Here is a 25,656-nt window from a genome sequence, read left to right as displayed (position 1 = left end):
TATTTTTTAAGATGCATATTTCCGAAAAAAAGACTTTTTATGAAACAAAATCAGAATTGTGGCCTTACAGCAAAACTTGATTAGAATCCTGTGTTAATGTGCAGGATTTTTTCCTATTAAGCAATCGGGCCAGATTACGGAATAACTCCTTACTGAATAAGATTTTAAAGAAGAAAATTAAAACTCAGTAAGGAGTGGTTTCTTAATCTCGCATTGCCCCAGCTTCTCGGGAAGTCATTGCTCCTTGTCCTGCTCTTACATCATTTTGAATTTCTTGTTTTACTTTTTGCGCATCAGTTTCTGCAAAATTTGGTTTCATAATAGAACCAGACTTCTCTATAGCTTTTTTATGATTTTGCATACAAACCCTCCTCAATTTAACGTTTAACAATCTTATTTTGTACAAAAGTACACTCGGTATACCCCGAGTAGTTGAACGAATTTCACGTAAAGTAAAGGAGGGGAAATTAAATACGTGGTTTCTGTTTTTAGGAATAGCAAATAGAAATTATTCCAATATCGAGCGCGATTATGGAGCAATACATGTAGAAAATGAACAAACTAAAAAGAAGCAGGTACCTCTTAAAGGTATCTGCTTCTTTTTACATAGACTCTATAATCATTTGTCTCTCATACCACTTGTTGAGTTTTTCATTAACGCTTTTTGAAATACGCTTCATTTTTTTATTACAGAATCTAGATAGCGTAGCAGGGGATAAACCTATTTCATCTGCTATCTCACGCATTGTTTTATTTTGATGCATATGCTGATGCATAATTTTTTCTCGAATCATATCCTCTGATCCTATAGTAGTTTGTTTTACTGTATCTGCAGTATAAGGTTCTTCCTGCTTCTCTTGCATATCTATTGTTTTTTTCTTCACCATACTATCTATATTATTCATCAGTTCTTTTGGAGGTAAGATAATGATTCCCAACTTTTCATAGTAATTCTTAAACCAATTACGTTCTCCTATCTTTGTTTCATCCAATTCTTCTGCATATGCCCAATGTGAAATGACATTTTCTTTTTCTAAGTCAATTAAAACATTTTCCAGTTGTTCTCGGATTCGAGTTGGGCGACCCTTCGTTGTTTTAATACCTATTACAGATAGTAGACCTTTTTCTCCACCAATGGAGTATGGCCTTTTTAAAGTACTGTATTGTTGACGAATTCGCCACTGCCAGGATAAATAACGTATTAAACGTTTATGAAACTTGTGTCTATAGCTATTATACTCTAATGCTTTTTTCGACAATAAAGCAGTTGTACTATTAGATCCATACAAATAACCTGATAAGAAACTACCTGGCTTAATCTTACAGGATTCTATTCCCATGTATTCATTAGTATTCTTATCTCTCCATAACACTACAGAATCAAGTACGAACAGCCTTTTGATTACTTCACGTTTCATTTCGAATTGTTTCCCAGTTTCTGCTTGATCGTTCAATACTACAACTTCATTATCATCATTCAAATAAATAAAGATACTAGCTAAAGCTGCAATACGTTGTGCTATTTTTATCTTATCTTCTGCGCGATAATACTCTACACCATTTGCGGATGCTTTTGGCATATTGCACAATTCCAATACGTTTTCATAACTAAAATCTATGAATTCATCTGGTGATTTAGCTTGATTTAACCACTGGATTGTAATGGTATCCAAACAATCTGCTGTAAGGTCATCCATATTACTAATTACTCCATCGACCAATATGGACCATCTCTCTGCTTCGTTTGTGTTAACGAGTCTCAAATCCTCATCCTTATGTGAGGATAGTTGTGCAACTCCACTTGAATTTTTCGTTTCTAATGGCAATACCGGTTTTGCTACTGCTTCATCTTCCTCAAAATGATTTTTTGCTATTCCATCACGTAATTGATAGTACATTGCATCATTAGTTACAGGATAGTAATCATCCGATATATCTTCTATATGTTCTTTTACCTGACTATCTTCAAAAATTGAAATTTGAGTTGGCTCAACTGCTTCAACTTTTCCTCCGAATTCTTGTTCAATGATCTTATCTAGTACATTTTGAATCTCAATTTTATATTTATCCAGATTGGCATAAATGTTCAATACCGATACTCCTTGCTCTTGTTTCTGACCTAACCAAGAAACAAGCGTTGAAAAGGAAGGGGACATATTAGCAGATGTTACTAATTTATCGTGCTTCTCTTGTACTTCTTTATAATATTTATTCCATTTGCCCCATAACTGCTTATTTTCTTCATAAATTGGAGCAGCAAGTAGGAGGGCATCACTGAACAATACTAATACTTTCTCCATATTTAAATACCTCCTAACAATGTTAATAACAAATATAATTTGAATCTTAAAGATGTGAAACGTCATAGCTATATGATGGCTACATAGCCTTGAAGTTGAAATATTATCAGAATAGTCCTTACAAGTATCAGCTTTCTTATACAATCTAATTATGGAATCATTTAATTTTTTCTGTGCTTGTCTTTATTATATAAAACTGTTTCTATTTGTAAAATTACTACTTTACAATACAGTTTCAATTTTTAAAAGTAATTTAGCTATTTACACTGATTTTCTTCCTACAGCTTAGATAACTTACTACATTAGGTTACACCCTTTATAACCAGCTGCTTCTTACTTGAAATCATACAGCCTTATTGTGGCTATAACTCTTTACTTGAAATCATACAGCCTTATTGTGGCTATAACTTCTTACTTGAAATCATACAGCCTTATTGTGGCTATAACTCTTTACTTGAAATCATACAGCCTTATCATGGCTATAACTCTTTACTTGAAATCATACAGCTTTATTGTTGCTATAACCCTTACTTGAAAACTCATAGCCTTATCATGGCTGCAACTCCTTATTTGAAATTACATAGCCTTATTGTGGCTATAACTCTTTACTTGAAATCATACAGCCTTATTGTGGCTATAACCCTTACTTGAAAACTCATAGCCTTATCATGGCTGCAACTCCTTATTTGAAATTACATAGCCTTATTGTGGCTATAACTCTTTACTTGAAATCATACAGCCTTATTGTGGCTATAACTCTTTACTTGAAATCATACAGCCTTATTGTGGCTATAACTCTTTACTTGAAATCATACAGCCTTATTGTGGCTATAACTCTTTACTTGAAATTACATAGCCTTATTGTGGCTGCAACTCCCTATCTTTAATTAGACATAGCTCTATTGTGGCTACAATTTAGTAATTTATGAAACGTTATAGCTATATGATGGCTACAACTCTTAAAAAATGAAACGAGCATGCCCTGATTATTATCCTTCTAAAAAAAATTTTATTCTATATGATTTTATGATAAACGTTGATATAAAGCCATTTCATAAAATATGATTGAAAACTCGATTAAACCATTATAGCTATATGATGGCTACAACTATCATCATAAAAACTCACGCAAATCCTTATATACCAATGGTTACAGCGGTTTTTCATATAAGTTAAGTTGTTTTGAAAACATGAAACGCTATAGCTATATGACGGCAGGAAATATGAAATGAAATGAAACGTTTATAGCGGTATGATGGCTACAACTTTTCAAGTAAAAGCAAAGCTACACCCCTATATAACAACGTTTATGTGGTATTTACAAAATATTATTATTCAACCAAAACTTGAAACGTTATAGCTATATGATGGCTACAACTGTAAAATGAAATCAGCTAAGAACCCTATTAAATCAATGGTTTATAAGGATTTACCACCATTTATACTACGTTTCATATTTACTAAACTTCATAGACCTATGGTGGCAACAAACTTTTTTTCATGAAACGTCAAACCCCTTGTCGCACAAGGGATTGAGGCACGTTTCATTTTTTTGTTTTTCCTCTTAAAGGGACAGATTTCACCAGCATTCGATTTGATATAATCAAAAATGTAATTCTATACCTAATTGTGAGGAAAACTGCAACTTAAAATAAAAGGAGGTGAAAAAGATGGCAAAACCTTTCGTTATAAAGAACAAACGTAGTTTGAATGGTGAAACAACAACACCGGTAATTGTAACAATTAAATCATGGCAAAAGTTAGTAGAAGCTTTGGAAGGTAAGTATTACAGTTTTAAAGATACTTATTTAGAAGACATTGTGAAGTCAATGTCCTATGAAGAACGAATTGCAGATGAAGAGGGGTTTGTTGAACAAGCAAAGCCATCTTTTTCACTGAAAATGAAAAAAGTTTTAGATAAAGTAAGTGTATTTGATAAAAATGAGGGCAGAAAACATAAGCTATATGGTATTACAAATGCTGATTTAGAAGTATTTCTATTTCTTCATAAAAAATGTAATACATATGGTGAGCTTTCGCATGTATCGATCCACATGCTTTGGGAAGATTATAAAAATTATAAAGAAGCATTTGCACATATTCACCACTCACAATTTTATGTGGCTTTGAAGAAGTTAAGTTTCCATAACATCATTACAATTGAAAATGAGTACAGTGGTAAATATAAGATTACCTTAACTGATTTCATGAATAAGGAAACAAATAAAGCAAATGCATATACATTTATCAGCCCGATAGTATTTACCAAAGAATTCTTTGAGTTATCCATTGCAGCTAAGAAACTATTCATGGATGTAGCAATGCAGCAGAAACGCGAAACTACCCTGAAACGTTCTTTATTTAAAGTTGATGAACAAGGAAACTCAACACACTTTGGTGGTATGTATCGTTACCTACATAAGAAATACCCACATCAGATTCGTGCTGTACTTGAGGAATTAGAAACAAAGCTTTCTGCTACCGGATCTCCTTTATTTAAAATTTGCAAGTTAGAAAAAGGGAAAAAGAATAAAAAGCAATACACAACATTGCATTTATCTGTACATCCTGATTTCTTATGCGCGAAAGAAGAAGGAGCAGAATACCGTGATCCATTTACACCACGAGATACATATAAGCGTAAAGTTAAATTCATTGAGAACTTGTTAGTTGAAATGAATATTGCTGAATTTGCAAAGGATATGAACCAATTTATTAACGTTTTAAAACACTCTTGTCACCGTCAAATTCGCCAAGTAGTTCGTGGCTTACGAGAAATGATTGATCGACAAGAAGGATATCCGAAAAAGCTTGTTTATACGCTAAGTAAATTATTAAAGCAATCTTCTCAATATCGTGTATTAGACACAGCTGCTAAAACTGGAATTTATCCTTTAATTACACACAATATACCTAAACATGATCAGGAAGAGGCCATTTTTAAATTTGGTACTCATTTTGCTATATACTCTTTACGAAATGTTCAAAAGCTATTCCGTAAAGCGCATGACCTGCTTCATGCGAAATATGCTGTACCTGTAACTATAGATGCTTACCATCGTAATTACATGCAGTATCAAGAGGAATCACTATTTAGAAAATATGCTTATGAGCAAGGAGTAAATATTAACGCATATACAGCATTAGAAATTGAAATTCGCGAACTCTTAAAGTCTAGTGGTCATAAAGGAAATCAAATCCCTGGTGATATTCGTGAACTGTTCATTGAAAAAATTGATAAATTGCCGAAGGAAAAGATTCGTGTAATTGAGGTCCCTGAAGACTTTGATTTAATTCAGTTTCTACAGTCCTTAGAAGCATATTACCGTTCAACAAGTGAAATACCACATACGGTTGATCAGCTGCTTCCAGCAATGTAAAGATACAGCTCTCTATTTTTGAAAAAAACAAAAGTAGAGGGCTATTCGTGTTGGAGGTAACGTATAGAGTGTATTACTTCAAACAAAACAGAGAGAAAGTTTTCAATTTAAATGATCACGACTCTCTATTTTTTATGCAATTCCATACATTGCACGTGAAACAAGAGGAGATATTCACAATTTCTAAGATTTTAAATCTGAATATTCATTCTTTTTATATCATTTCATCAACAAAAAAACAGAAATATTTATTGTTTTTCTGTTGATATCTTAATAAATTTGATCTGATGTGTATAATATATAGCCATAAGTACTGTTCTTATCATGTTCTACCTCTAAATCTACTTAAAATCAGAAAAAATTCTGTTAGTTATGTTTAAAAAGTGGATTCTGTTCCTAACTATGACCAATTTGTTAATAAATTGTGTGTAGTTTTTAAGAAATGTGGAAAGTTTGTTCGTAAGTCAGCGAAATTTGCATTTATTATTTATTCATTCACTCGCATCAAATTAACGATGATTATATGTAGTTTTTATATACCTACTTTACGATATTTTGTAGTTTTTAATCATCATCCAGCTCATTAAGTACGTTCCCAGTATTTACTTTTTATGATTTTTTGTGGCTAGAATAATTATGAACCCTTAACACAGCAATGTTTTAACACTATTTTCCCTCTGTATAAAAGTATTATCTTTTTTCTTTATATATATTAAAGATATATATTATATTAGGTTTTAATATTGTTTAATGCTTACTATAGAGAATAGGTTCTGTGTAAAACCAATTTCATTTCTTAATGGAATTGTTTTTTTTATGTACTGTAATAAACATTTTATTTAGTATTAATCATTCCTAAAAAACTTTGATATAAAATATAATTTTTTTTTTATATTCTCTTAGATTTCCGAAAAAAGTAAATCATACTTAAAGTAGATAGTTGATTAATGGAAATTACAATAAAATTTGTAATTTCCTAACCATTTAATAAGAGAGGTGAGGACATGGTAAAAAAGAAATCCCAGAAAAACTCCGAAAAAAAGAAATTTACATTTTTTAAAAAAGCAAAGAATAAAACAACTGAAATATTAGATATGCAACAAGAAAATTCAGAAGCGCTTAAAGAAAAGAAGAAACGAAAAACAAGGGAGAAAGTTCCAGCTATTACAGGGAAAAAAGTAGGTAAGGTTACATTTTGGTGTGTGATGGGATTCGTGTTTGCAGGAAGCTCCCTTTCATTTATCCAACTTGCCGGTCCTCCTAGAGCAGTAGCTGTTCAAGAAAAGAAGGAGGAACCCGTAAAAATTAAAATGTCAGAAGCAGAATTAATTGCATATGCGAATAGTTTTGCCGCTGATTATTTTAACTGGAAGGTTGATATGAATGTAGCTGAAGCGCGGAAAAAACGATTAGAAAAATATTTAGTTGAAGGATCCGATGAGCAAGGAGGATTAAATAGAGATACTTTAAAGAATGCTTCTAGTACTTTAGTTAAGTCGGAAGCAGTAGAAGTCCGTCAAAAAGGAAATGAAGCAGAAGTTACATTGAAAATCATTCAGAAGCTAGAACCTGTAAATAATCCTGCTCCTGGAACGACTCAAGCCCCAGATACATCAAAAGAACCTAAAGAAGTTACAAGGTACTTTTCTATTCCTATTTTAATGGAGAAAGGCAAAATGGTAGTTCCTAATAACCCTACTATCGTCCATGGAGAGAAAGAAAAGGCTCTATACAAAGTAGCTACATTCAAACCAGAAGGACGAGAAATTAATGACGATGCAGAAGTGAAAAAAGTAGAACAATTTTTACAATCTGTATTTAAAGTCTACACAGAAGGAACACCAGAAGAAATTGCTTATTACTTTGAAAAAAGTAATATATCAAACGGACTTAAAGGCATTATGACATTTAGCAAATTAGAAAACCTTCGTATTTATGAAGATAAAGATAAAGGTTATAAAGTCTTAGTTGATGCAAAATTAAAAGACAACGATAGCAGCTTAGAGTACACATACACATATGACTTAAATTTAGTAAATAAAGATAACAAGTTTTCAATTAACTCTATGAAAAAATTTGAAAATACGTTAGAGAAAGTGGAGGGTAAATAATTATGGAGCTTTTGGGATTAGATATGTTAGCTCACCAATTACCTGCTATTACAGACGCAGCTGTAATAGGAAATATTAATTTTGGAGTAAATATTAAAAACTGGTTAGTAGCTCAATTAGGTCCTATCTTTTTAGTTGTAGCACTTATTGGAGTAATTATCTTTGCAGTTAAACGACAAATGGCTGGTTTACTTGGTTGGATAATTGTTTGTGCACTATTATCAGTTTTTGTATTCTCACCAGACGTTTTCAAAGATCTTGGTACAAAATTATATAATTTAGTATTCAAGTGATAAATTAAAAATCTCTGAAAATATTAAAGGGGTTGGTAGAAATGACTCAAAAGCCGACTCGTAAAGAAGTTAGGACATACAACTCGATATGGGATATTCCTAAGAGTTTATACGGGATAAGGGACTTAACCCTCCCTTTCCCAGTTCCTTATAGACAGTTGGGCTTCTTTGTTGGATCTTTACTTTTAATTTTAATTCTAGATCAGTTTTTACCTTTAGGAAATAATGTGTTTTTAAAATATTTAATACTACCAGGTGGAATAGCATACTTCTTTGGCAATGTAGAATTGGATGGAAAAAGCCCACATAAATTTTTATTTCGATTTTTCGTGTTTATGTTCGAAAATAAGAAGATTAGCCGCTATAAAGATACAACTGGTAATATGGGAAACTATCAATATAAAACCTTAATACGATTCAAGGATGATTCAATCAATAATAAGTAATTAATCTATACGGAAGAATTATTCTAGTCTCATATTCTTCTCTAAGGAGGGTAAAATGAATCAGGTTGAATTTCCAGTCAAATACTTTCACGAAAATTTGATTTTTAACCAAGATGGTTCTTGCTGGGCGTATTATGAGGCATACGGAATACCATACGAGTTCCGAGGAGATGATGATAAAAATACCTTATTCATGCGTCAACTTGGCTTGTTTTGGAATTTTGATGAAGAAAAGCACCTCTTAATGATTCCTGTTTATCAGAACTTCCAAGAAAAAGCAGATGAATTCAAAGAAACAGTAAGCGGTGAATTAAAAGAACTTGCAATTGATCATACAGATGATGTTGTACATGAACTAGAACGAAAATTCGGTAAAAATGCAGTAGAGTACCGATACTTTATTGGCGTGAAATTAAAGGTAAGACACATACAAGAAGGGTTTAAAGAAATGTTGTACACAGCATTTCATACCTTTAAAAACACTGCAGAACAGTTTGGATTACTTGGTGATACCAAGATACTAAAAACTGATTTGGAGATGTTTAAAAGAGAAGCTAGCGCCTTTAAAAATAAGATAAGAAAACATTTGGCTGTAAGGGCTCTAGAAACTAATGAGACGCAATGGATTATATTAAGAAACTTCTATCGCACATTAGAGGCGCCAGTAACTGCTGGATGGACACCTCCCGTACAAAATGACGACTCTGCAATAATACCAAATCAAGAAAGCTTATTACGATTATCCGAAGCAGAATTTGATGTTAAAGGAAGACATATTGAAATGTCCCAGATTGGTACCGACGGGTTAGAATATCCAGCATATATGAGCTTTTTATCTACATCTAAAATCCCATATACGATGGAGTTTCCAGACCAAGAGTGGATGTATATGATTCAAAACATAGATTTCCCTATTGAATTAAGTGTCCGTACAGAAAACATAAATCATCGTAAAGCACTATCTAAACTAAATAAGAAGAAAAAGGATTTAGAAGATCAAGAAATGCATGCAAGGGAAAATGCACAAACTGTTGGATTAAACGTGTATGAAGGTGTTCAGGAAGCTACTGAGCTACAAGCCCTCATACAAAAGACACGTATGCCGTTAGTAAAAACATCAGTATCTTTCTGTATATGTGCCGAAGATTTAGATACAATGCGTCGGAATACAAATTCACTCATTTCTATTTATAGAGAGATGATGATTGAACTAGTAAGACCATATGGAGATCAGTTCCTCCTGTTTAATGAACATATCCCTGGGGCAAGAAGGTATGTAAATGATTATATACACTTTATGGAACCTGGAGTACTTGCGGCCGGTATGTTTGGAGCAACACAAGATTTAGGAGATAATATCGGATTCTATATTGGAACAACTGGTATTTTAAACAAAGCAGTTTATATGACACCTTCTCTTGCAGCAACAAATACTGTTGCAAATCAAAAAACAAGCGCACTTTCAGTTGCAGTAACAGGAAGTACTGGATCGGGTAAATCATTTGGAACGAACCTAATTGTTTATCTTGCAGTACTAGGAGGAGCTCAAACACTGATAGTCGATCCAAAAGGTGAGAGGGGAAACTGGACAGAAGATTTACACGGTTTAGAAGGTAAAGTAAACGTTATCACACTAGGGACTGATAGACGAGATGAAGGGAAACTAGACCCATTTATCATTCATAAACATAGTCGAAAAGATGCAATTGAGTTAGCTATGACAATTCTTACGTTCATTACAGGTATTAAACCTGATAACTCGGAAAAGTTCCCACGCTTGGCTTCAGCTGTAGAATTTGTTGCAGGAATGGAAGAGCCATGCTTAACTGCTGTATCTCAATACCTTGAAGATAGTGAGGATAAAGTGGATCAACAATTAGCCGCTCATATTCAAGCATTTGAAAATTTATCATTTGCACACTTAATCTTTGGTGATGGAACAAATAGAGATATCGAACTTGATACAGCAGTAAATATCATACAAATTCAGCATCTTGACATGCCAGATATTCAAAAAGATCCGAAAGATTATACCTTACAAGAAAATTTATCGGTTAGTATGCTGATGTCTCTATCTTCTTTTGCAAGAAAATTCTTTCAAAAGGACCCTACTAAATTCAAAATTGTTTTATTGGATGAAGCATGGGCAATTATGGGGACTTCTCAAGGGCGAGAATTGGCTCGTAAGCTAGTTCGTGAAGGTCGTGCCTTAAACTCTGCAGTATACTTTGCTACTCAAAGTGCAAGTGACCTTGGAGATGAGACATTTAAGAATAATATCGGTATGAAGTTCTCATTCCGTAATACAGACAGTAAAGAAATTTCTTCAATTTTAGATTTCTTTGGATTACCTGATAATGAAGAAAATCATGCGATTATTACAAACTTAGAAACAGGACAATGTTTATTCCAGGATATTCAGGGAAGAACAGGCGTTGTCACAATGGATGTAGTGTTCAAGGATCTATACGATGCATTCGATACAAGACCAAATGCAAGAAAGAATTATAGAAAGTCAAATGATGATGAAAAGCAGGAAGTTAATGCAACCTTTGTCGAAGGAGGGGGAGAAAAAATAAATGTAGGAGTGAGCTAATATGTTAAAAACTAAATTTAAAAAAATTATGCTAACAAGTCTATGTGTAGGTACTCTTATCCTGAGTGCAGCATGTGGTAATAGTGAAAAAACTGTAGGAGAAGAAAAGGATAAACAAGGGCACACTCCAAGGGAAGTTATGCTTGATTTTGTAAAAGCTGATTTACAGCGTGATCATAAAACTATACTCAAGCTTGTAGTGGATGGGAATAAAGATACTATATTGGACCGAAATCAAGGACCTAAAAATAATTTATCTTACAAAGATTATAAAGTAAAAGAGTATGTGGTGGATAAGGATACAATTATGTATAACTTTAGCTCGAAAAAACCCCCTAAAAACATCGATAAAGAAGTGAAGTGGATAAGGGTAGTTCGAACAGGTGAAGGTTTTAAAGTACGTAGTTATGCTGCTCCTTATCGAAATGAAATTGATGAAGTGGCAGATACTAAACCAACAAGTGAGTTTAGTTCAAACGATTAGTAGGTTTTCCCATAAAAAGGGGGAGTAACATGAAATGAAAAAGTTTATTACCCTATTGTTATTAATTTGTACATTGCTTTTAGCATTTAATTTACTTTTTAAAGCTGCACCAGTTTATGCAGAAGAAGAACCCAGACCATCTCTTTTAGATGATATTATCCCTAAAAACAAAGAAAAATTAAAATTCGAAGAACACCCTCCAAGTAGTTATGGGATTGATATTTACACACCAGAAGGTGGATTTGGTGAATCGCTTAAATTTTGGAAATGGGGAGATAAAGTAAAAGAACAAATGGTCGCTGTATTGTTTAGCCTCATTAGTATTGGATGGACTCTTAATCTTGCAGTTAGTACTTTTGTAACAAGTATGGTTGGGCAATCTATGAGTCTTAATATAGTGGCCGATGTTGGGGATAAATTAGGAGATGTTATTTCAAAAGCGGCAGGATTTAATGGTTCTTGGGGTACTGGTATTTATAGTGAACTAATAGGCCTTATGTTAGCTTTCTTAGCTTGCTGGGTTATATGGGTTGGATTTGTAGAGCGACGTCAATCAGAAATGTTAGGCGGCTTATTGAAAGCTTTAGGTATTTTAGTTTTTACATTGGGTTTCTTTGCAAACTCAAGCTATATCATTAAAGGTCTAAACAATTTTTCCGAACAAACAAATAAGACAGTTCTTGATGCTACTCAAAGTATTGCGGGAACTAAAGAAGGTTATTCAAGTGGTGTAGATTCCATTACCGATTTAACACATACTCTATTAATTAAACAACCTTATACATTATTACAATTTGGTACAACAGATATGAAGAAAATTGGTGATGAAAGAATTAAAAAAATGCTAACAACTACTAATACTGATGAGAGACAAAAGCTTCTAGAATATGAAGTGAAAGATAAAAATAATAAAATTCTGGAATTAGACGCTACCTTTGAACGTGGTGCATTAGTACTATTACTTTTTGTAATTAATGGACCATTATGGGTGGTTTTATGCTTATGTAGTATGGCGATGCTATTCTATCAATTGATGTTCATCATTGTGGCTTTAATGTCACCAGTAATGTTATTGATGGCTTTAGTACCAGCGTGGACTGGGACAGCGAAGAAATTCTTGGCTGAACTGTTTAGAACATTACTTATGAAAGTTGCGATTGGTTTTCTATTAACTTTAATGTTTTGGGTTTCTTCAATCTTATATAGTGCAACTGATAAATATGGTTATCTAGTAGTAGCAGCATTACAAATACTTTCGTTCTTAGGAGTTTGGTTATACCGTAAAACAATTTTTGATGCAATTACTACAGTACCAGCAAGTGCAGGAGCAGCACGCGCATCAGATGCTATGAGTAATATTAGAGACAAATATCGGGATGTTAGACGAGGATCTAGGACTGTTGGAAGAAGTGTGGCAGTAGCTGGTGCCGCAGGTGCTGCAGGTGCTGCGATGGCTGGGAAAATGGGCAAATCAGGCTATAGTAAGTTTAAACAGTTGAAAGAAAACTATGCAGATAGAAAAGAAAAGGTAGCAGAAGGTAAACGTAAGGAAAAAGAGCAAATGCAAGCAGAAAAAGAAAAGAATATTAATCAAATGAAAAATGAAGAAAACTTAGGTGTTCGTGATAGAAAAGGAAATCAGGAGCAAGAAAGGGTTAAGGAAGAAGTAGCAGCTACTAAAGAAAATCCGGAATTAGCAGTACGAGGGAAACATCAAGATGATAATCCGGAAATACAACAAGCAGAGTTAAAAGATAAAGAAGAGGATGTAAAGGCAGATGTTAAACCAGTAGCACAATCAAATGAGGAACTAAGTAATAAAGAAGATGTAAAAGCTCAAATTAGACCAGTTGCAAATCAAAATAATGATGGTCTTGAGAATAAGCAAGAAGATGTGAAGGCGGAAGCAAAACCAGTAGCAGCAATTAAAACACCAACGGGTCAAACAAAATCAATGGATGGTAAACCAATCACAACACCATTACAATCGAACTCGGTTGAGAGCAAACCGATTACAACACCACAGTCAGGAACAACACCATTACAATCGAACTCGACTGAGAGCAAACCGATTACAACACCACAGTCAGGAACAACACCATTACAATCGAACTCGACTGAGAGCAAACCGATCACAACACCACAGTCAGGGACAACACCATTACAATCAAATCAGGCTGAGAGTAAGCCAATCACAACACCACAGTCAGGAACAATGCCATTACAATCAAATCAGGCTGAGAGTAAGCCAATCACAACACCACAATCAGGAACAACACCATTACAATCGAATCCGACTGAGAGTAAGCCAATTACAACACCACAATCAGGAACAACACCATTACAATCGAATCCGACTGAGAGTAAGCCAATTACAGCACCACAATCGGGGGCAACGCCATTACAAGCAAACCCGATGGAGAGCAAACCAGTCACTACTTCCCATGTGAGTACACCACAAAAACAAGTAGAGGTAAAACCAGTTAATCAACAGCAAAATAAAAATGTTCCTAAAGTGAATAATCAACAACATGTAAAAGAAGGAGCAGATATTAAGAAAATTAACGCAAAAGCACAAACACAACAAGAAGCTTTAAAAAATGTAAAAGCAAAAGAAATCATAAAACCAAAATAATTCAGCTCGTGAGGGAGGGTTTATACATTGAGTGCGGAACCAAATCGCGACTTTGAACATGAACATCATCCTGAAGCTGAACTAGGGAATGCTAAGCCTGCCTTGAAAAAGGCAGGCCATTCTTTAGGGAAGGCGGCTGGTAAAGGATCAAAAATAGCGGGTAAAGCAGTTGCACAAGTAGGTAAGAAAGTAGCAATTAAAGTAGCTCAAAAGGCAGCTACAGTTGCTATTGCAAAGCCATTATTAATAGCGGCCGGTGTTATTATGGCTGCTGTTTTAGGTTTAGGAGTAGTGATATTTTTACTAACGTCCACGATGAGTGAAGATGAAGTCAGTCCTGGAGGAATTGGTGGTCCTTTTGCACCAGGTACTGCAAGTGTCAGTCCTGAAGTAATGAGATGGGAGCCATTGGTAAGGAAATATGCAGCGCAGCATGGTATTGAAGCAATGACTCATTTAATTCTTGCTCTTATCCAACAAGAAAGTTCTGGAACACAATTGGATGTTATGCAAAGCTCGGAATCACAAGGGTATCCTCCAGGGTATTTTACTGATCCAGAGGAAAGTATAAAATATGGTTTAATGCATTTTGCTGATTGTCATAAAAAATCCAATGGTGATCAAAATATTACATTACAATGTTATAACTGTGCGACACGTTCCTAACTGAAAAGGTTAGGCGCTGATTCAATATTCAGCAGAACTATTATTTCGAGAAGTCAAATGATAGGGTAACGCCTTGAAGGGCTTCCTCTGATACTCCGACATGCAGCATACAAAAGATAAGCCTGTAGTTGTGTGAAGCTCGGTGAAGTCGGCTGAGAGCTACCGTTAAAGTATCTCGATACTACGAAAACTGTCCAGCGGTGGATGGTGTAGCCTATAGGCCGGGAGTCTAAAAAGCACTCATGGGTAGAATGGATTCAACAAAACCAACGGGTAGGCAGAATCTGACGAATCTTCGAATGTACGGGTCTAGAACGATGACACATAGAAATGTGTGTGCCACGAGCGTGGTGCTGATGTGGATGAGTAAAAATAGTTGTTATGAAAGTCCATATGTCGTTATAGGCGACATCAAGTCAGTAGGCTTAAAGGAGAACCCTAAAAGTGTTATGCATAGATAGAAATAATGGAACGTGGAAAGCCACCAACATGGAGAACTTATCTTCGAGGAAGTGTTTGAAGGGAAGGTGTTTGTGAGATTAGCAAACGTATAACCTTCATTTATGGTGGTGAGAGTGATGGCATAGTACCGGTGAAGCAATGGAAACATTGCAGAGGGATAGCCATTAGTCTGATGAAAGATTGACCAACCGTTTCAACAAGCTACGCAGTCGAATTATAAGGTTCTTGTGAGACTAAAAAAGGTAAACTCTGAAAGGAGATCCGACTTATAAAGAAAACTGAAAAGCTTAGACACGCTGAATATTATGATATGCAGTCTATACTAGATGACTTGTATCAGCAAAGTCAAAACGGTAACAACTTTTATAAATTAATAGAGCTTATGAAGATGGATGAAAACATACGTTTAGCATATCGAAATATAAAAAGAAATATGGGAAGTCTGACAGCTGGAACAGATGGAATGACAATTAATGATATTAAAATGCTTTCAACGGATGAAGTGATAGAAAAAGTAAGAACGATGTTTGGTTGGTATGAACCACAATCTGTAAGACGCGTATTTATACCAAAACCAAATGGAGACCGTAGACCTTTAGGGATACCAACCATATGGGACAGATTATTTCAGCAATGTGTATTGCAAATATTGGAACCAATATGCGAAGCGAAATTTCATAACCATAGTTACGGTTTTCGCCCTAACCGAAGTACACATCATGCACTAGCGAGAATGAAATCTTTAGTGAATAGAAAAGGAAACGGATTTCACTACTGTGTGGATATAGACATTAAAGGTTTCTTTGACAATGTGCATCATGGAAAACTTCTAAAGCAATTGTGGACGATAGGTATACGAGATAAGAAATTACTTTCTATCATTTCAAGACTACTGAAAGCAGAAATTGTAAATGAGGGTGTTCCTCAAAAAGGTACTCCGCAAGGAGGAATACTAAGTCCGCTTCTATCTAATATCGTACTCAACGAATTAGATTGGTGGGTAAGTAACCAATGGGAAACGATAAAGACCTCACATCCATATAAGGGAAATAGTGAAAAATATCGAGCGCTAAAGAAAAGCAAATTAAAGGAATGTTTCTTAATTCGATATGCAGACGATGCAAAAATATTATGTCGTGATTATGTAACGGCTTTAAAAATGTTTGAAGCAACAAAAGACTTTCTTAGAACACGCCTACATCTGGATATTAGCCTTGAAAAATCAAAGATTATAAATTTGAGGAAAAAAGCGAGTCACTTTTTAGGCTTTACAGTTAAGGCAAATAAGAAAGGAAACAAACATGTGGCTCATAGCAGAATGTGTGTAAAATCCAGAAAACATGCGTATAGCAAGCTGAAAAAGGCTGTTAAAGATATAAGCAGAGAACAAACACCAGAATCAGTATGGCGATTTAACACGACTGTAATGGGAATACAAAATTATTATTCAGCCGCCACACATATTAATCACGATCTAGATCACATGAGTTGCCATCTCATAAGAACACTCTATAATCGACTGAGGCGAGATTGGAAAAAAGCCACTAAGAGTGACATGTCGACTGTATTAAGGAAAAGATATAAACGATACAATCCTAAATTGTATAAAATCAAAGACATCGTATTACTACCTATCCATGCGCAGAAGCACAAACCGGCTAGAAATTTTACTCAGTCTATCTCAAATTATACAAAAGAAGGTAGAGAGAAAATACATGATACGCTAAAAGCCGTAGATAGGGAGACACTCCGACATGTACAGCGTTTTTATATGAAGCATCGAACAGTAGAATACAACGATAACAGAATTGCAAAGTTTATTGCACAGTATGGAAAATGTGCAATTACGAAACAAGAAGTTGGATTAGTAGGTTGGCACTGTCATCATAAAATTCCGTTGGAATTTGGGGGACAGGACAATTATGAGAATCTGGTAATTGTACTAGAAGACATACACTTAGCAATTCATAGCGATGATTCAGATAAGGCAAAATCAATCTTAAATAAGTACGACATTATTGAAGATAAGAAAGTGATGTTTGACAAGCTGAGAATATCAGCGCGTCGACATCCTATCTTTGCTTCAATACAAAAGTTGGTCAATTGAATTAGATGGAGCGCCGTATGAGGTGAAAGTCTCACGTACGGTGTGAAGTGGGGGAAAAGGTGGAGATGATGTCAAAACCTTACCTATCACTATACGGAACCGGCTACGCTAACTATGCAGTTTCGAAAGGTGGATATACACACGAGAATGCAAGGGCATTTTCTGCAGAGCAATCAGCTAAAAATGGTTATAGATGTGCATCATGGCGAAGTGCGGAAGCAGTATCTAATAATTGGTGCTATGGTGATCCAGATTATGTTCCGCATGTTATGAAATATTATCAACCGGGTCAGAACCCCGGAGGTTCTGGTGGAATTGCCGGTGGTAGCGTTTTAGGTGATGATGTATTCCAAGCAATTATGGCAGAAGCACTAAAGTATCAAGGATGGCCATATGTATTTGGAGGACGAACGCCAAATACATCATTTGATTGTAGCGGAATAGTTGAATATACGTATTCAAGGGTTGGTATTAATTTATTTGGTACAGCACAAACCCAATGGGATAAAACTCAACGTGTAACGGATCCTAAGCCAGGAGACTTAGTTTTTTTTCATAGCACATATGCCACAAGTAACTATATTACACACGTTGGAATTTATGTTGGGAATAATACAATGTATCATGCTGGTGATCCAATTGGATATGCTGATTTAAGTAAAGCATATTTTCAACAGCATTTTGCGGGGTATGGTCGAGTGGTTAGATAATACTACAATTAACACTTAACAACTCATGTAACTGCAAAAAGGAGGTAAATGATGAAGAAAATCACTATTATAATAGCAATCATATTAATATGTAGCGTAGGATTTTTAGTGAAATATCAATTTGATAATGAAAAACTTAAAAATGATAATATAAAATTAACAAAAAAAGTGGAAAAGGTGGAGGCGCAATACAACGATACAAAAAAGGAGTTGTCGGCTTTAAAGAGTAATAATCAACAACAAGTAAAAGAAGCTGCAGAACGATTCCTTAAAGCATTCCGTACGTATGATACTGGTAAAGGTGAATCATACCTTGCTAATATCGATGCTTATATAACACCTAATGCTAAGAAAGAATTAACTCCACCAGGTGGACCAACACAATCTGCTCCAGGAACTGTAGATGAAAAAGAAAAGAAAAAAGTCTCCTTTCAGTCTGAATACACAGGTGGCGAGTTGTACTATGCGTTCTTAGACACTACTAAAGCTAATATATTAGCGAAGGTGAAGAGTAAAATTACAGTTAATGGTGTTTCATCTGATAATATGTCATTAATGCAAATAAATCTTATATATGATGGAAATAAGAATTTATGGCTTGTTGATAAAGTAATACCTTTAGCAGACTTAAAAGAGCGTATGCCATAAATTTATAGTACCCCATAATCAAAAGATGCCCCTATCAAAGGGGATTTTTTGATTTATTTAAATAGAGTTTTGCTAATTGCAAATGAGGAAAGCCCTAACGAAAGAAACGCTAGGGCTTAGGAAAATAAATTGAGTATCGATTAGATAAGGACTTCTTGGAATATAATAAGTTTAGCATAATTATTAATAAAACTCTATATATAAACTTACAAAAATGATGTAGAAAAGCAAAATAGAAAAATCCCTATAAAGCTAGGGATTTATATATCGGCATAAAGTTCCTTGGAAAAGGATGTATTTAGTTTAACATATCGAAGTTCGTGAACTACTCGCCACTTAGCTAAGCTTGAAGTGGGAGCTTCTCAGTTCCACGACGAAAGTAACCTTTCGTCTCCCAGAGCGTTACTTCGGGGTGTTCCACCCCTAAATGTCCAACGCTTGGATGCTCCTTTGGTACGGTTGATATTTTACGCAGGAACCGAATGGCTTGGTTTTCGCACTCTATTTTCTTCCTGCAACCTCATATATCAAGTTATCAAAGAACTTCATATAGCTAGTTTATCAAAAGTTTTTGGCTATGCAAAACCGAGATTCATCTCCCACCTACCGTTGGGCTATCGCCCTTCACACGCTTGAGGAAGGGGAATTCTTTCGGTAAATTCGTTAAATTTGTGAAATAGAAGTGAAAGTAATGTGAAGAATGTTTCAATAGGAGGAAGGTTATATTTATTAATGAAAATACTTTATATTGATACATTAAATTAACATGTCATCAAAAGAATATGTAAATATGCATATTTTATTCATTTGGGTTTTTTTGTATTTTAAAATAAAATATAATGATTTTGGAATATAACAAGCAAAAAGTAGGAATATCTAATGAATTTTGAGAGGTGTTACATGTTTAAAAATAAGAAATTAATTCGATTTGGTCTAACTTTATTTATATGTTTATCTGTAATTGATTTTACAATCAGTTATTTTCAGACATACCTTGAATCAGCAGCAGATATTAAATGGGTAATACCTGAAATGTGGAGATTTATTTTGATAGATGCTCCTGAAGACATACTTGTTATTTTAGGTGCAATTGCTTTATATGAATTCACAAAAGAGGCATCGCAAAAAAACATATCAATCTAAATGCGTCTTTTTGTAATTCATACAACTCTAAAAGCTTCTTTAAATTTTTTACAACTTATAATTCTATTACACTAAAATAAAGTACACTATAAAACCTTTTTTCTGTCTATAAGAATACAGAAAAAAGGTTTTTTTATTGATGCATCGACTATTAGCAGTTGTAAAAAGTTCATCTTCTAGTCCTTCAAATAAAGCTTTTTCCGCACTTTCATCTATATCTATTTTTTTAGCTCTTTAAAGCTAATTTTGTCTATACCGTCCATCTTTCAATCATATACGAAAAGTTGTCCATTCCTTAATCTTTATAAATAAGGTAAGGAGTAGGGCTAATATAAAAAACAATTAAAAATTTCAGAAAACATTTCTAAAAAACTTAGTTTCTAAATTAAAAGTAACAATAATTTAAGTAGGAGTATTATTTTTGAATTTTATAAATATTAAACAAGGGAGAGGCGATATTTTTATGGATTCAAAAACTTATGAAAAGCTACAGGCACTACGTAGATATAAAGAGCCAATTCAGGCAGTATTGAGAACGGTTAAAAGACACGATAAAGACAATCCAGATACTGAATATGCTGAATTCGCCCTTGAAACCGGAAAGATTATAGGTATTTGTAAAAAAGAGGACTTCTCTGATTACTCTTTTAGAAGTATTACACAATTCACAGGTAATATTTTTAACGTAGTAATTACTCAAATGTCTGATGAACTGGATGGAAATAAAGTTCAAGTTTCGGTAAAAGAAGCTAGTAGAAGATCTGCAGATGCGTTAATTCGTGAGTTAATAGAATTGGAGCAAAATGAAAGACTTCAAGAGCCTGCTTACGAAGCTGAGGTAACTGGATATAACATGAATGCTCAGGTTCCAACTATATTCTTACGCATTAATGGTGCGGAATGCTTTATGAAATTACATGAACTAAACTATGGAAGAGTGTATAAAAACGCTGTGGATCGCTATGCACCTATTGGTGAACGCATCCCAGTTAAGGTTCTACAATTTAATCCAGAGCAACGATTAATCCACGTTTCTAGAAAAGCAGCAGTGGAAAACCCTTATCAGTTATTATCTGAATTAGCTGAAGGAGATACAATTGTAGGAAGGGTAGTAAATGTTGACCCGCGTTTTGGAGTTTTTGTTGAATTGGACCAAGGCTGCACAATTAAAGGAATTGTCCCTAAAACAATCGAACAGCCAGTATTGGATGAAGTAGTTAGTATGAGAATTGTGAATGTGGATGTAGAAAAAGAGAGAGGGTCGGGGGTTATCTTCAAGTTTCCTTTTGGACGCAAAAAAGTTAACGACCCAACGGCGTTTTTATATAACTAATGAGTGCGCCGCAGGTTTCCGTACAAGAGAATGGAAAGGCGGTTCAATATTGGCTTAATAGGGACCAATCTTTATCACTTTGGGATGACCCCTCTTTGCAGGGGGGACCAATTCTTCCAGATAAATTCAAACCACTCACAGATTTACGTAGTATTTATGACAGAATTAATTCAGGTTTTATAAATGAAAAAGACAATTTAATACTAAAGCTTATTTGGGATTCATTAGCGATTACTGAAGCTCAAATTAAAAATTTTGTGGAATCTAAAATTAGTAGGTCACAGGTTTCAGAATCGTTGAAAAAACTGGTACTGTATGGATTTGTTAGTCGATGGGAGATAAAATCGGGGCTATTTCCGGATCAACCCAAAACCTCTGCTCCAATTACTTTAAATACTGCTGGTCATTTAATGATGTGGGCTTACCATAATCGCAACACAAACTATTCTTTGAAGCCAGAACAGTGGTTAAAACTTGGAGTAGCGGGGGTACAAAGATTTGTCACTATGAATCAAATAAAATATGAGTTTGCAATAGGCCAACAATTATTAAAAAAATGGTGCTGGTATCCGAAGTTACAAGGTACTGGTACTGGTACTGGGTATAATCCAATTGCTGTCGGAGAAATTAAAACTCCAATTGGAAATCAAAATTTCATATTTGAAAGGGTACAACAAGGTCAGCGATATGCACAACATTTGAAATCGAGATTGAAAATTTGGGAAGATCAAATTCAAAATGGATCAAATAATTTATTGAATTTCGAAAACACGAAGAGTTTACCAGGAATTTTTATATTATCTATATCTAATCTCGCTTTAGCAGAACATGTTAGAAAGGAGCTAATGTTAGACTTACGAAAGATTCCTATAATGCTTGTAATAGATGAATGTATTCACAATGAGGGATTTGCAAAATCATTTTATGTCTCAACTCAAAGCAGTATTCAGCAAGCATCATTGCCATTTTTGAGATAAGAAGAGCTGCTTCAGGTAAATACGCTGAAGTGGCTCTTGGTTGTTCTAACGATGAATCGATATTCACAACTCAACTTTTGTTTGAAATATATCTAATTTTATTTTTTATAGATTTCGAGATATAATTTATATTTATATGTTGATTAATAATTTCTAACATATCAATGCGAGAAAAAACGCCTGTTTTTGCTACTTTTTTTGCTAATTTTATTAATGAAGTCATTATAGAATTTGCTAAGTAGTTACTACCTATCATTTTGGATATATATTGTTTTGTATCAATTGATAAAGTTTGACTGGGTTCTATGTTTAATCATATGGTTTCTGCAATACGGTAATCACCTTGGGAGAAAAGTGCTGCATTTAAAGCTCCAACAGATGTACCTGAAACGGCACAAATATTGTCACTAATACCTTATTCATTGAATGCTTTCCATACACCTATGTGATAGGCTCCTTTACAATCACCACCAGCTAGAACAAGACTAACTTCTGTCATCAAATACACTTCTTTCTATACTAGAATTTCCCAATAATATTATAACAAAAAAACATAATATGAAGAAAAAATAACTTGGTAGTTGTAGTTAAAAAGTAAATATGTTTATAAATCATAAAAACATTTCTTTTATTATGATTTATTGTTTTTATCGATTAGGAGAACTAACTATTATATATTGAAAATTAAGACAACTAAAGGTATTATATAGATAAGACTTTCTTTTTTTCTTACTTTTCATAATCAATTACTAATATAACCCTTTCGGGGCTATGATTTTGTAGAGCAAAACTGCTTGCAATTATTCATATGCCTGAAAGGTTTTTTTATATTTAAAAACAATTAAGCTGGTCCCATTATTTAGAGATTTTCTATAAAGAGAGTGCGATGAGTTGTTAATTTGTAATGTGAAAACACTATGAGTTATTAAAATTAAAACATTAAGGGAGGAAATTATAATGATAGGTGAAACTTTTAAAAATTTGCTAATAAGTCTGGCTGGTTTAATAGTAGGGTTAAGTGCTATATATTTAATAATTAAATATAGCTTCAAATTAACAGTAGAAAAAGCTATACCTAACTTAATAGCCTATGCCAGCTTATATTTACCAGGAGTTATAACGTTTGGCTTAGTTGGATATTTTTCGAATTCATGGTTTTTTGGAATTTTAATGGGTGCCATAGTTGAAGCAATTCGTTTCTATGGGTTAGGAAGAATACTAAATCAAATGTCCTCTTCTTTAAGAGCGATGAAAGTGAAAAATGCTATAGCAAAAGCAAATAAAAAAGTAAATGTTAAAAATAAACCTTTAGAGGTCATTGGAGCTTCTGAAGTTAACATAGAAAAAGAGAGCAGGTCACAAGAGAAACCAGCAATTGAACTAAAAAAAGAAAAAGAGAACATTATAAAACAGAAAAGTTAGAAATAATTGATGATGCAGATGAAGTTAAAGAAAAAGAATCAGAATCAGAGGGAATGGAAGGATTAGAACGTATTGCGGTACTTGAACACCTGGAAATGGTCGCAGAAACTAAAGATGATGTAATAGTGGAAAATGGTACGACGGTAAAACGTAAGCGTAAACGTAAACAAGCTGAAAGTACACCAGATACACAGAAAATCCATGAACAACTAAAACTAGTTATATTAAGTAGGAATTCAGAAAAGAAAAATGATGAAATGAGTTTTTAGTTTCTCTTTAAAGTGTAATATTATAGGAAATGTTATAAAGATAAAGTGTTTTATGAGGGAGATATTAATTTAAAAATAGTAGGAACCGAAGAATATTTAAAACAAAGCGCCTTGGAAAAAATTGAGCATTTAAAGAATGTATATAAGGCTGTTAAAAATGAGGAATTAGATATAGAAATAGAGGTGCATGTGGAATAAAAAATACCCTTTTGTCGAAATCACAAGTTTTTATAGGTTTAGACAATCTGATAACATAAGAGCCTGTTTGCATGTGCTACCTTTTTTTATGTACAATAGTAATAAGATATGATATAGACAGGGAGAGGAAATCCATGTCCACTAAATTAGTGAATTTACGCATTGATTTTGCTTTTAAACAGTTATTTGGAACAAAAGGAAATGAGGAAATTTTAACGGGTTTCCTAAATGCAATTTTAGAGGAATCTTTAGATGCACCTATTACTTCGCTACAATTAGATGATCCACATCTCCATAAATCTTATGAAGATGATAAATTATCGATTTTAGACCTATTAGCAACGCTAGATAATGGAACGCAAGTGAATATTGAAATTCAGCTTCGAAATACACATGATATGGTAAAGAGATCATTATATTACTGGAGTAAACTTTATACATCCCAAATGCAAGAAGGAATGCCATATCGTGCACTTCGGAAAACTATTACCATTAACTTACTAGATTTTATCTTATTTTCTCAGGATGATGCATTTCATACCATCGGGCAATTATGGAATACTAAAATGCAGCAACTCCTAAGTGACGACATTGAAATCCATTTTGTAGAGATACCGAAATTGGTAAAACAATGGCGTGAAGAAAAAGTAAACCCGTGGGAAAATACATTTGTTCGTTGGATGTTATTATTACCAGCGCATGAAGATGAACATTTAACTCAAACATTGGAGGAGATTGCGATGAATCAAGATCCAATTTTACAAAAGGCAATAAATAAATGGGAAAATATGAGCCATGATTCTTCTTTTAGAACAGCGTACGAAGCTCGAGAGAAATTGCTTTTAGATGAACAAGCCAAGCTAGCACATGCAGAACAAGAGGGCATGGAAAAAGGTATTGAGCAAGGTAAGATGCAGATGATCCGAGGAATGCATGAAATTGGTGTACCACTTGAAACTATTGCAAAAGCAAGTAAGTTGAGTGTGAAGGAAATAGAACGTATCTTAAATCTAAAATAAATATATGTGAGTATACAGAACTCATGAGTAGAAAAATTAGACGTTCATTATCATATATGGTTAATGGGAAAGCATTGCTGAAGATTTCAGCAGTGCTTTTTCTATATTATTTTTTGATATTTTTTATTCTGCTCACAATTATATATAAAAGTTGAAAGAAGAACGTGAAGCAATAAATTTAATTGAAAAAGGTAATTTGAAGGGGGCAGTATGGATAAATAAAAAAATTATAATCTTAAAATAAAGATGTTTGTTTTTAAAATTCTCAAATTATACAACATTATTATTTGCTAAACCCAAAAATATTAAAACCAATTTTAGATAACTTTAATGACCTCTTTCAAGATAAGAATTTTAAAATTATTCAATCTAGGAAGAAAGTGAATAACAAGACAATAGACAAGTAGTGAGAGGGAATTCCCATTCCCGATTGAGATTATATCGCGTAATCCAAATG

General features: G+C 33.8%; 16 protein-coding genes and 3 pseudogenes. 17 read left to right on the top strand and 2 right to left on the bottom strand.

Annotated features, from left to right (window positions below; all coding sequences use genetic code 11):
* Window positions 1-202: 202 nt before the first annotated feature.
* Entirely contained in the window at window positions 203-361 is a 159-nt protein-coding gene (locus tag QCI77_RS28230; protein ID WP_001179369.1) for a hypothetical protein, read from the bottom strand.
* Between the two features lie 241 nt (window positions 362-602).
* Window positions 603-2,300, bottom strand: coding sequence for a helix-turn-helix domain-containing protein (locus QCI77_RS28225; protein ID WP_353825855.1), 1,698 nt, complete (start codon window positions 2,298-2,300; stop codon window positions 603-605).
* Window positions 2,301-3,970: 1,670 nt separating this feature from the next.
* Between QCI77_RS28225 and QCI77_RS28220 the strand changes: the two genes are divergently transcribed.
* The 17 genes and pseudogenes from QCI77_RS28220 (at window position 3,971) to QCI77_RS28140 (ending at window position 25,199) form a co-directional block, all read left to right on the top strand.
* Window positions 3,971-5,680: a hypothetical protein gene (locus QCI77_RS28220; protein WP_353825854.1), complete on the top strand. Its 1,710-nt coding sequence runs from the start codon at window positions 3,971-3,973 to the stop codon at window positions 5,678-5,680.
* A gap of 1,004 nt (window positions 5,681-6,684) precedes the next feature.
* Window positions 6,685-7,791 carry a conjugal transfer protein gene (locus QCI77_RS28215; protein WP_353825853.1) on the top strand — a complete coding sequence of 369 codons (1,107 nt, stop codon included), beginning with the start codon at window positions 6,685-6,687 and terminating at the stop codon, window positions 7,789-7,791.
* Window positions 7,792-7,793: 2 nt separating this feature from the next.
* The gene (locus QCI77_RS28210) at window positions 7,794-8,084 is read left to right on the top strand and encodes a hypothetical protein (protein ID WP_000421388.1); all 291 of its coding nucleotides are present in this window, start codon (window positions 7,794-7,796) and stop codon (window positions 8,082-8,084) included.
* A 41-nt stretch (window positions 8,085-8,125) separates the two neighbouring features.
* Complete coding sequence (locus QCI77_RS28205; protein ID WP_353825852.1) at window positions 8,126-8,530, top strand: TcpE family conjugal transfer membrane protein; 405 nt, start codon at window positions 8,126-8,128, stop codon at window positions 8,528-8,530.
* Window positions 8,531-8,585: 55 nt separating this feature from the next.
* Entirely contained in the window at window positions 8,586-11,126 is a 2,541-nt protein-coding gene (locus QCI77_RS28200) for an ATP-binding protein (RefSeq protein ID WP_353825851.1), read from the top strand.
* A 1-nt stretch (window position 11,127) separates the two neighbouring features.
* Window positions 11,128-11,610, top strand: a complete 483-nt coding sequence (locus tag QCI77_RS28195; RefSeq protein ID WP_353825850.1) for a hypothetical protein — start codon at window positions 11,128-11,130, stop codon at window positions 11,608-11,610.
* 34 nt (window positions 11,611-11,644) lie between these two features.
* Entirely contained in the window at window positions 11,645-14,245 is a 2,601-nt protein-coding gene (locus QCI77_RS28190; protein ID WP_353825849.1) for a CD3337/EF1877 family mobilome membrane protein, read from the top strand.
* 27 nt (window positions 14,246-14,272) lie between these two features.
* Window positions 14,273-14,902, top strand: a pseudogene (locus QCI77_RS28185) (lysozyme family protein); the annotation flags it as partial.
* Between the two features lie 781 nt (window positions 14,903-15,683).
* Entirely contained in the window at window positions 15,684-17,480 is a 1,797-nt protein-coding gene (gene ltrA, locus QCI77_RS28180) for a group II intron reverse transcriptase/maturase (RefSeq protein ID WP_353825848.1), read from the top strand.
* 92 nt (window positions 17,481-17,572) lie between these two features.
* A pseudogene (locus tag QCI77_RS28175) lies at window positions 17,573-18,190 on the top strand (C40 family peptidase); the annotation flags it as partial.
* Between the two features lie 51 nt (window positions 18,191-18,241).
* Complete coding sequence (locus QCI77_RS28170) at window positions 18,242-18,838, top strand: hypothetical protein (RefSeq protein WP_353825847.1); 597 nt, start codon at window positions 18,242-18,244, stop codon at window positions 18,836-18,838.
* Window positions 18,839-19,717: 879 nt separating this feature from the next.
* Entirely contained in the window at window positions 19,718-19,981 is a 264-nt protein-coding gene (locus QCI77_RS28165) for a DUF3937 family protein (protein WP_353825846.1), read from the top strand.
* A 463-nt stretch (window positions 19,982-20,444) separates the two neighbouring features.
* Window positions 20,445-21,314 (top strand): RNA-binding protein, encoded by an 870-nt coding sequence (locus tag QCI77_RS28160; protein WP_353826040.1) that lies wholly within the window; start codon window positions 20,445-20,447, stop codon window positions 21,312-21,314.
* Window positions 21,314-22,291 (top strand): hypothetical protein, encoded by a 978-nt coding sequence (locus QCI77_RS28155; RefSeq protein WP_353825845.1) that lies wholly within the window; start codon window positions 21,314-21,316, stop codon window positions 22,289-22,291. Before QCI77_RS28160 ends, QCI77_RS28155 begins: the two co-directional genes overlap by 1 nt.
* Window positions 22,292-23,248: 957 nt before the next feature.
* Window positions 23,249-23,982: pseudogene (locus QCI77_RS28150) on the top strand (hypothetical protein).
* Window positions 23,983-24,027: 45 nt separating this feature from the next.
* A complete protein-coding gene (locus QCI77_RS28145; protein ID WP_353825844.1) occupies window positions 24,028-24,180 on the top strand; it encodes a hypothetical protein in 153 nt (50 codons plus the stop codon).
* A 134-nt stretch (window positions 24,181-24,314) separates the two neighbouring features.
* Window positions 24,315-25,199 carry an Rpn family recombination-promoting nuclease/putative transposase gene (locus QCI77_RS28140; protein ID WP_353825843.1) on the top strand — a complete coding sequence of 295 codons (885 nt, stop codon included), beginning with the start codon at window positions 24,315-24,317 and terminating at the stop codon, window positions 25,197-25,199.
* The last annotated feature ends 457 nt before the right edge of the window (window positions 25,200-25,656 follow it).

Origin of the sequence: Bacillus cereus group sp. MG9 (assembly GCF_040459995.1) — a bacterium.
Taxonomy (GTDB): Bacteria; Bacillota; Bacilli; order Bacillales; family Bacillaceae_G; genus Bacillus_A; species Bacillus_A mycoides.
Note: the sequence above shows the minus strand (reverse complement) of the source record. Positions and strands in the feature narration are given on the sequence as shown.

Excerpts from the sequence above, each read along its gene's own strand:
- QCI77_RS28230 (WP_001179369.1), bottom strand. The coding sequence starts at position 361 with ATGCAAAATCATAAAAAAGCTATAGAGAAGTCTGGTTCTATTATGAAA.
- QCI77_RS28160 (WP_353826040.1), top strand. The coding sequence starts at position 20,445 with ATGGATTCAAAAACTTATGAAAAGCTACAGGCACTACGTAGATATAAA.
- QCI77_RS28215 (WP_353825853.1), top strand. The coding sequence starts at position 6,685 with ATGGTAAAAAAGAAATCCCAGAAAAACTCCGAAAAAAAGAAATTTACA.
- QCI77_RS28205 (WP_353825852.1), top strand. The coding sequence starts at position 8,126 with ATGACTCAAAAGCCGACTCGTAAAGAAGTTAGGACATACAACTCGATA.
- QCI77_RS28225 (WP_353825855.1), bottom strand. The coding sequence starts at position 2,300 with ATGGAGAAAGTATTAGTATTGTTCAGTGATGCCCTCCTACTTGCTGCT.
- QCI77_RS28195 (WP_353825850.1), top strand. The coding sequence starts at position 11,128 with ATGTTAAAAACTAAATTTAAAAAAATTATGCTAACAAGTCTATGTGTA.
- QCI77_RS28140 (WP_353825843.1), top strand. The coding sequence starts at position 24,315 with ATGTCCACTAAATTAGTGAATTTACGCATTGATTTTGCTTTTAAACAG.
- QCI77_RS28165 (WP_353825846.1), top strand. The coding sequence starts at position 19,718 with ATGAATTTTGAGAGGTGTTACATGTTTAAAAATAAGAAATTAATTCGA.
- QCI77_RS28190 (WP_353825849.1), top strand. The coding sequence starts at position 11,645 with ATGAAAAAGTTTATTACCCTATTGTTATTAATTTGTACATTGCTTTTA.
- QCI77_RS28170 (WP_353825847.1), top strand. The coding sequence starts at position 18,242 with ATGAAGAAAATCACTATTATAATAGCAATCATATTAATATGTAGCGTA.
- QCI77_RS28220 (WP_353825854.1), top strand. The coding sequence starts at position 3,971 with ATGGCAAAACCTTTCGTTATAAAGAACAAACGTAGTTTGAATGGTGAA.
- QCI77_RS28155 (WP_353825845.1), top strand. The coding sequence starts at position 21,314 with ATGAGTGCGCCGCAGGTTTCCGTACAAGAGAATGGAAAGGCGGTTCAA.
- ltrA (WP_353825848.1), top strand. The coding sequence starts at position 15,684 with ATGCAGTCTATACTAGATGACTTGTATCAGCAAAGTCAAAACGGTAAC.
- QCI77_RS28210 (WP_000421388.1), top strand. The coding sequence starts at position 7,794 with ATGGAGCTTTTGGGATTAGATATGTTAGCTCACCAATTACCTGCTATT.
- QCI77_RS28200 (WP_353825851.1), top strand. The coding sequence starts at position 8,586 with ATGAATCAGGTTGAATTTCCAGTCAAATACTTTCACGAAAATTTGATT.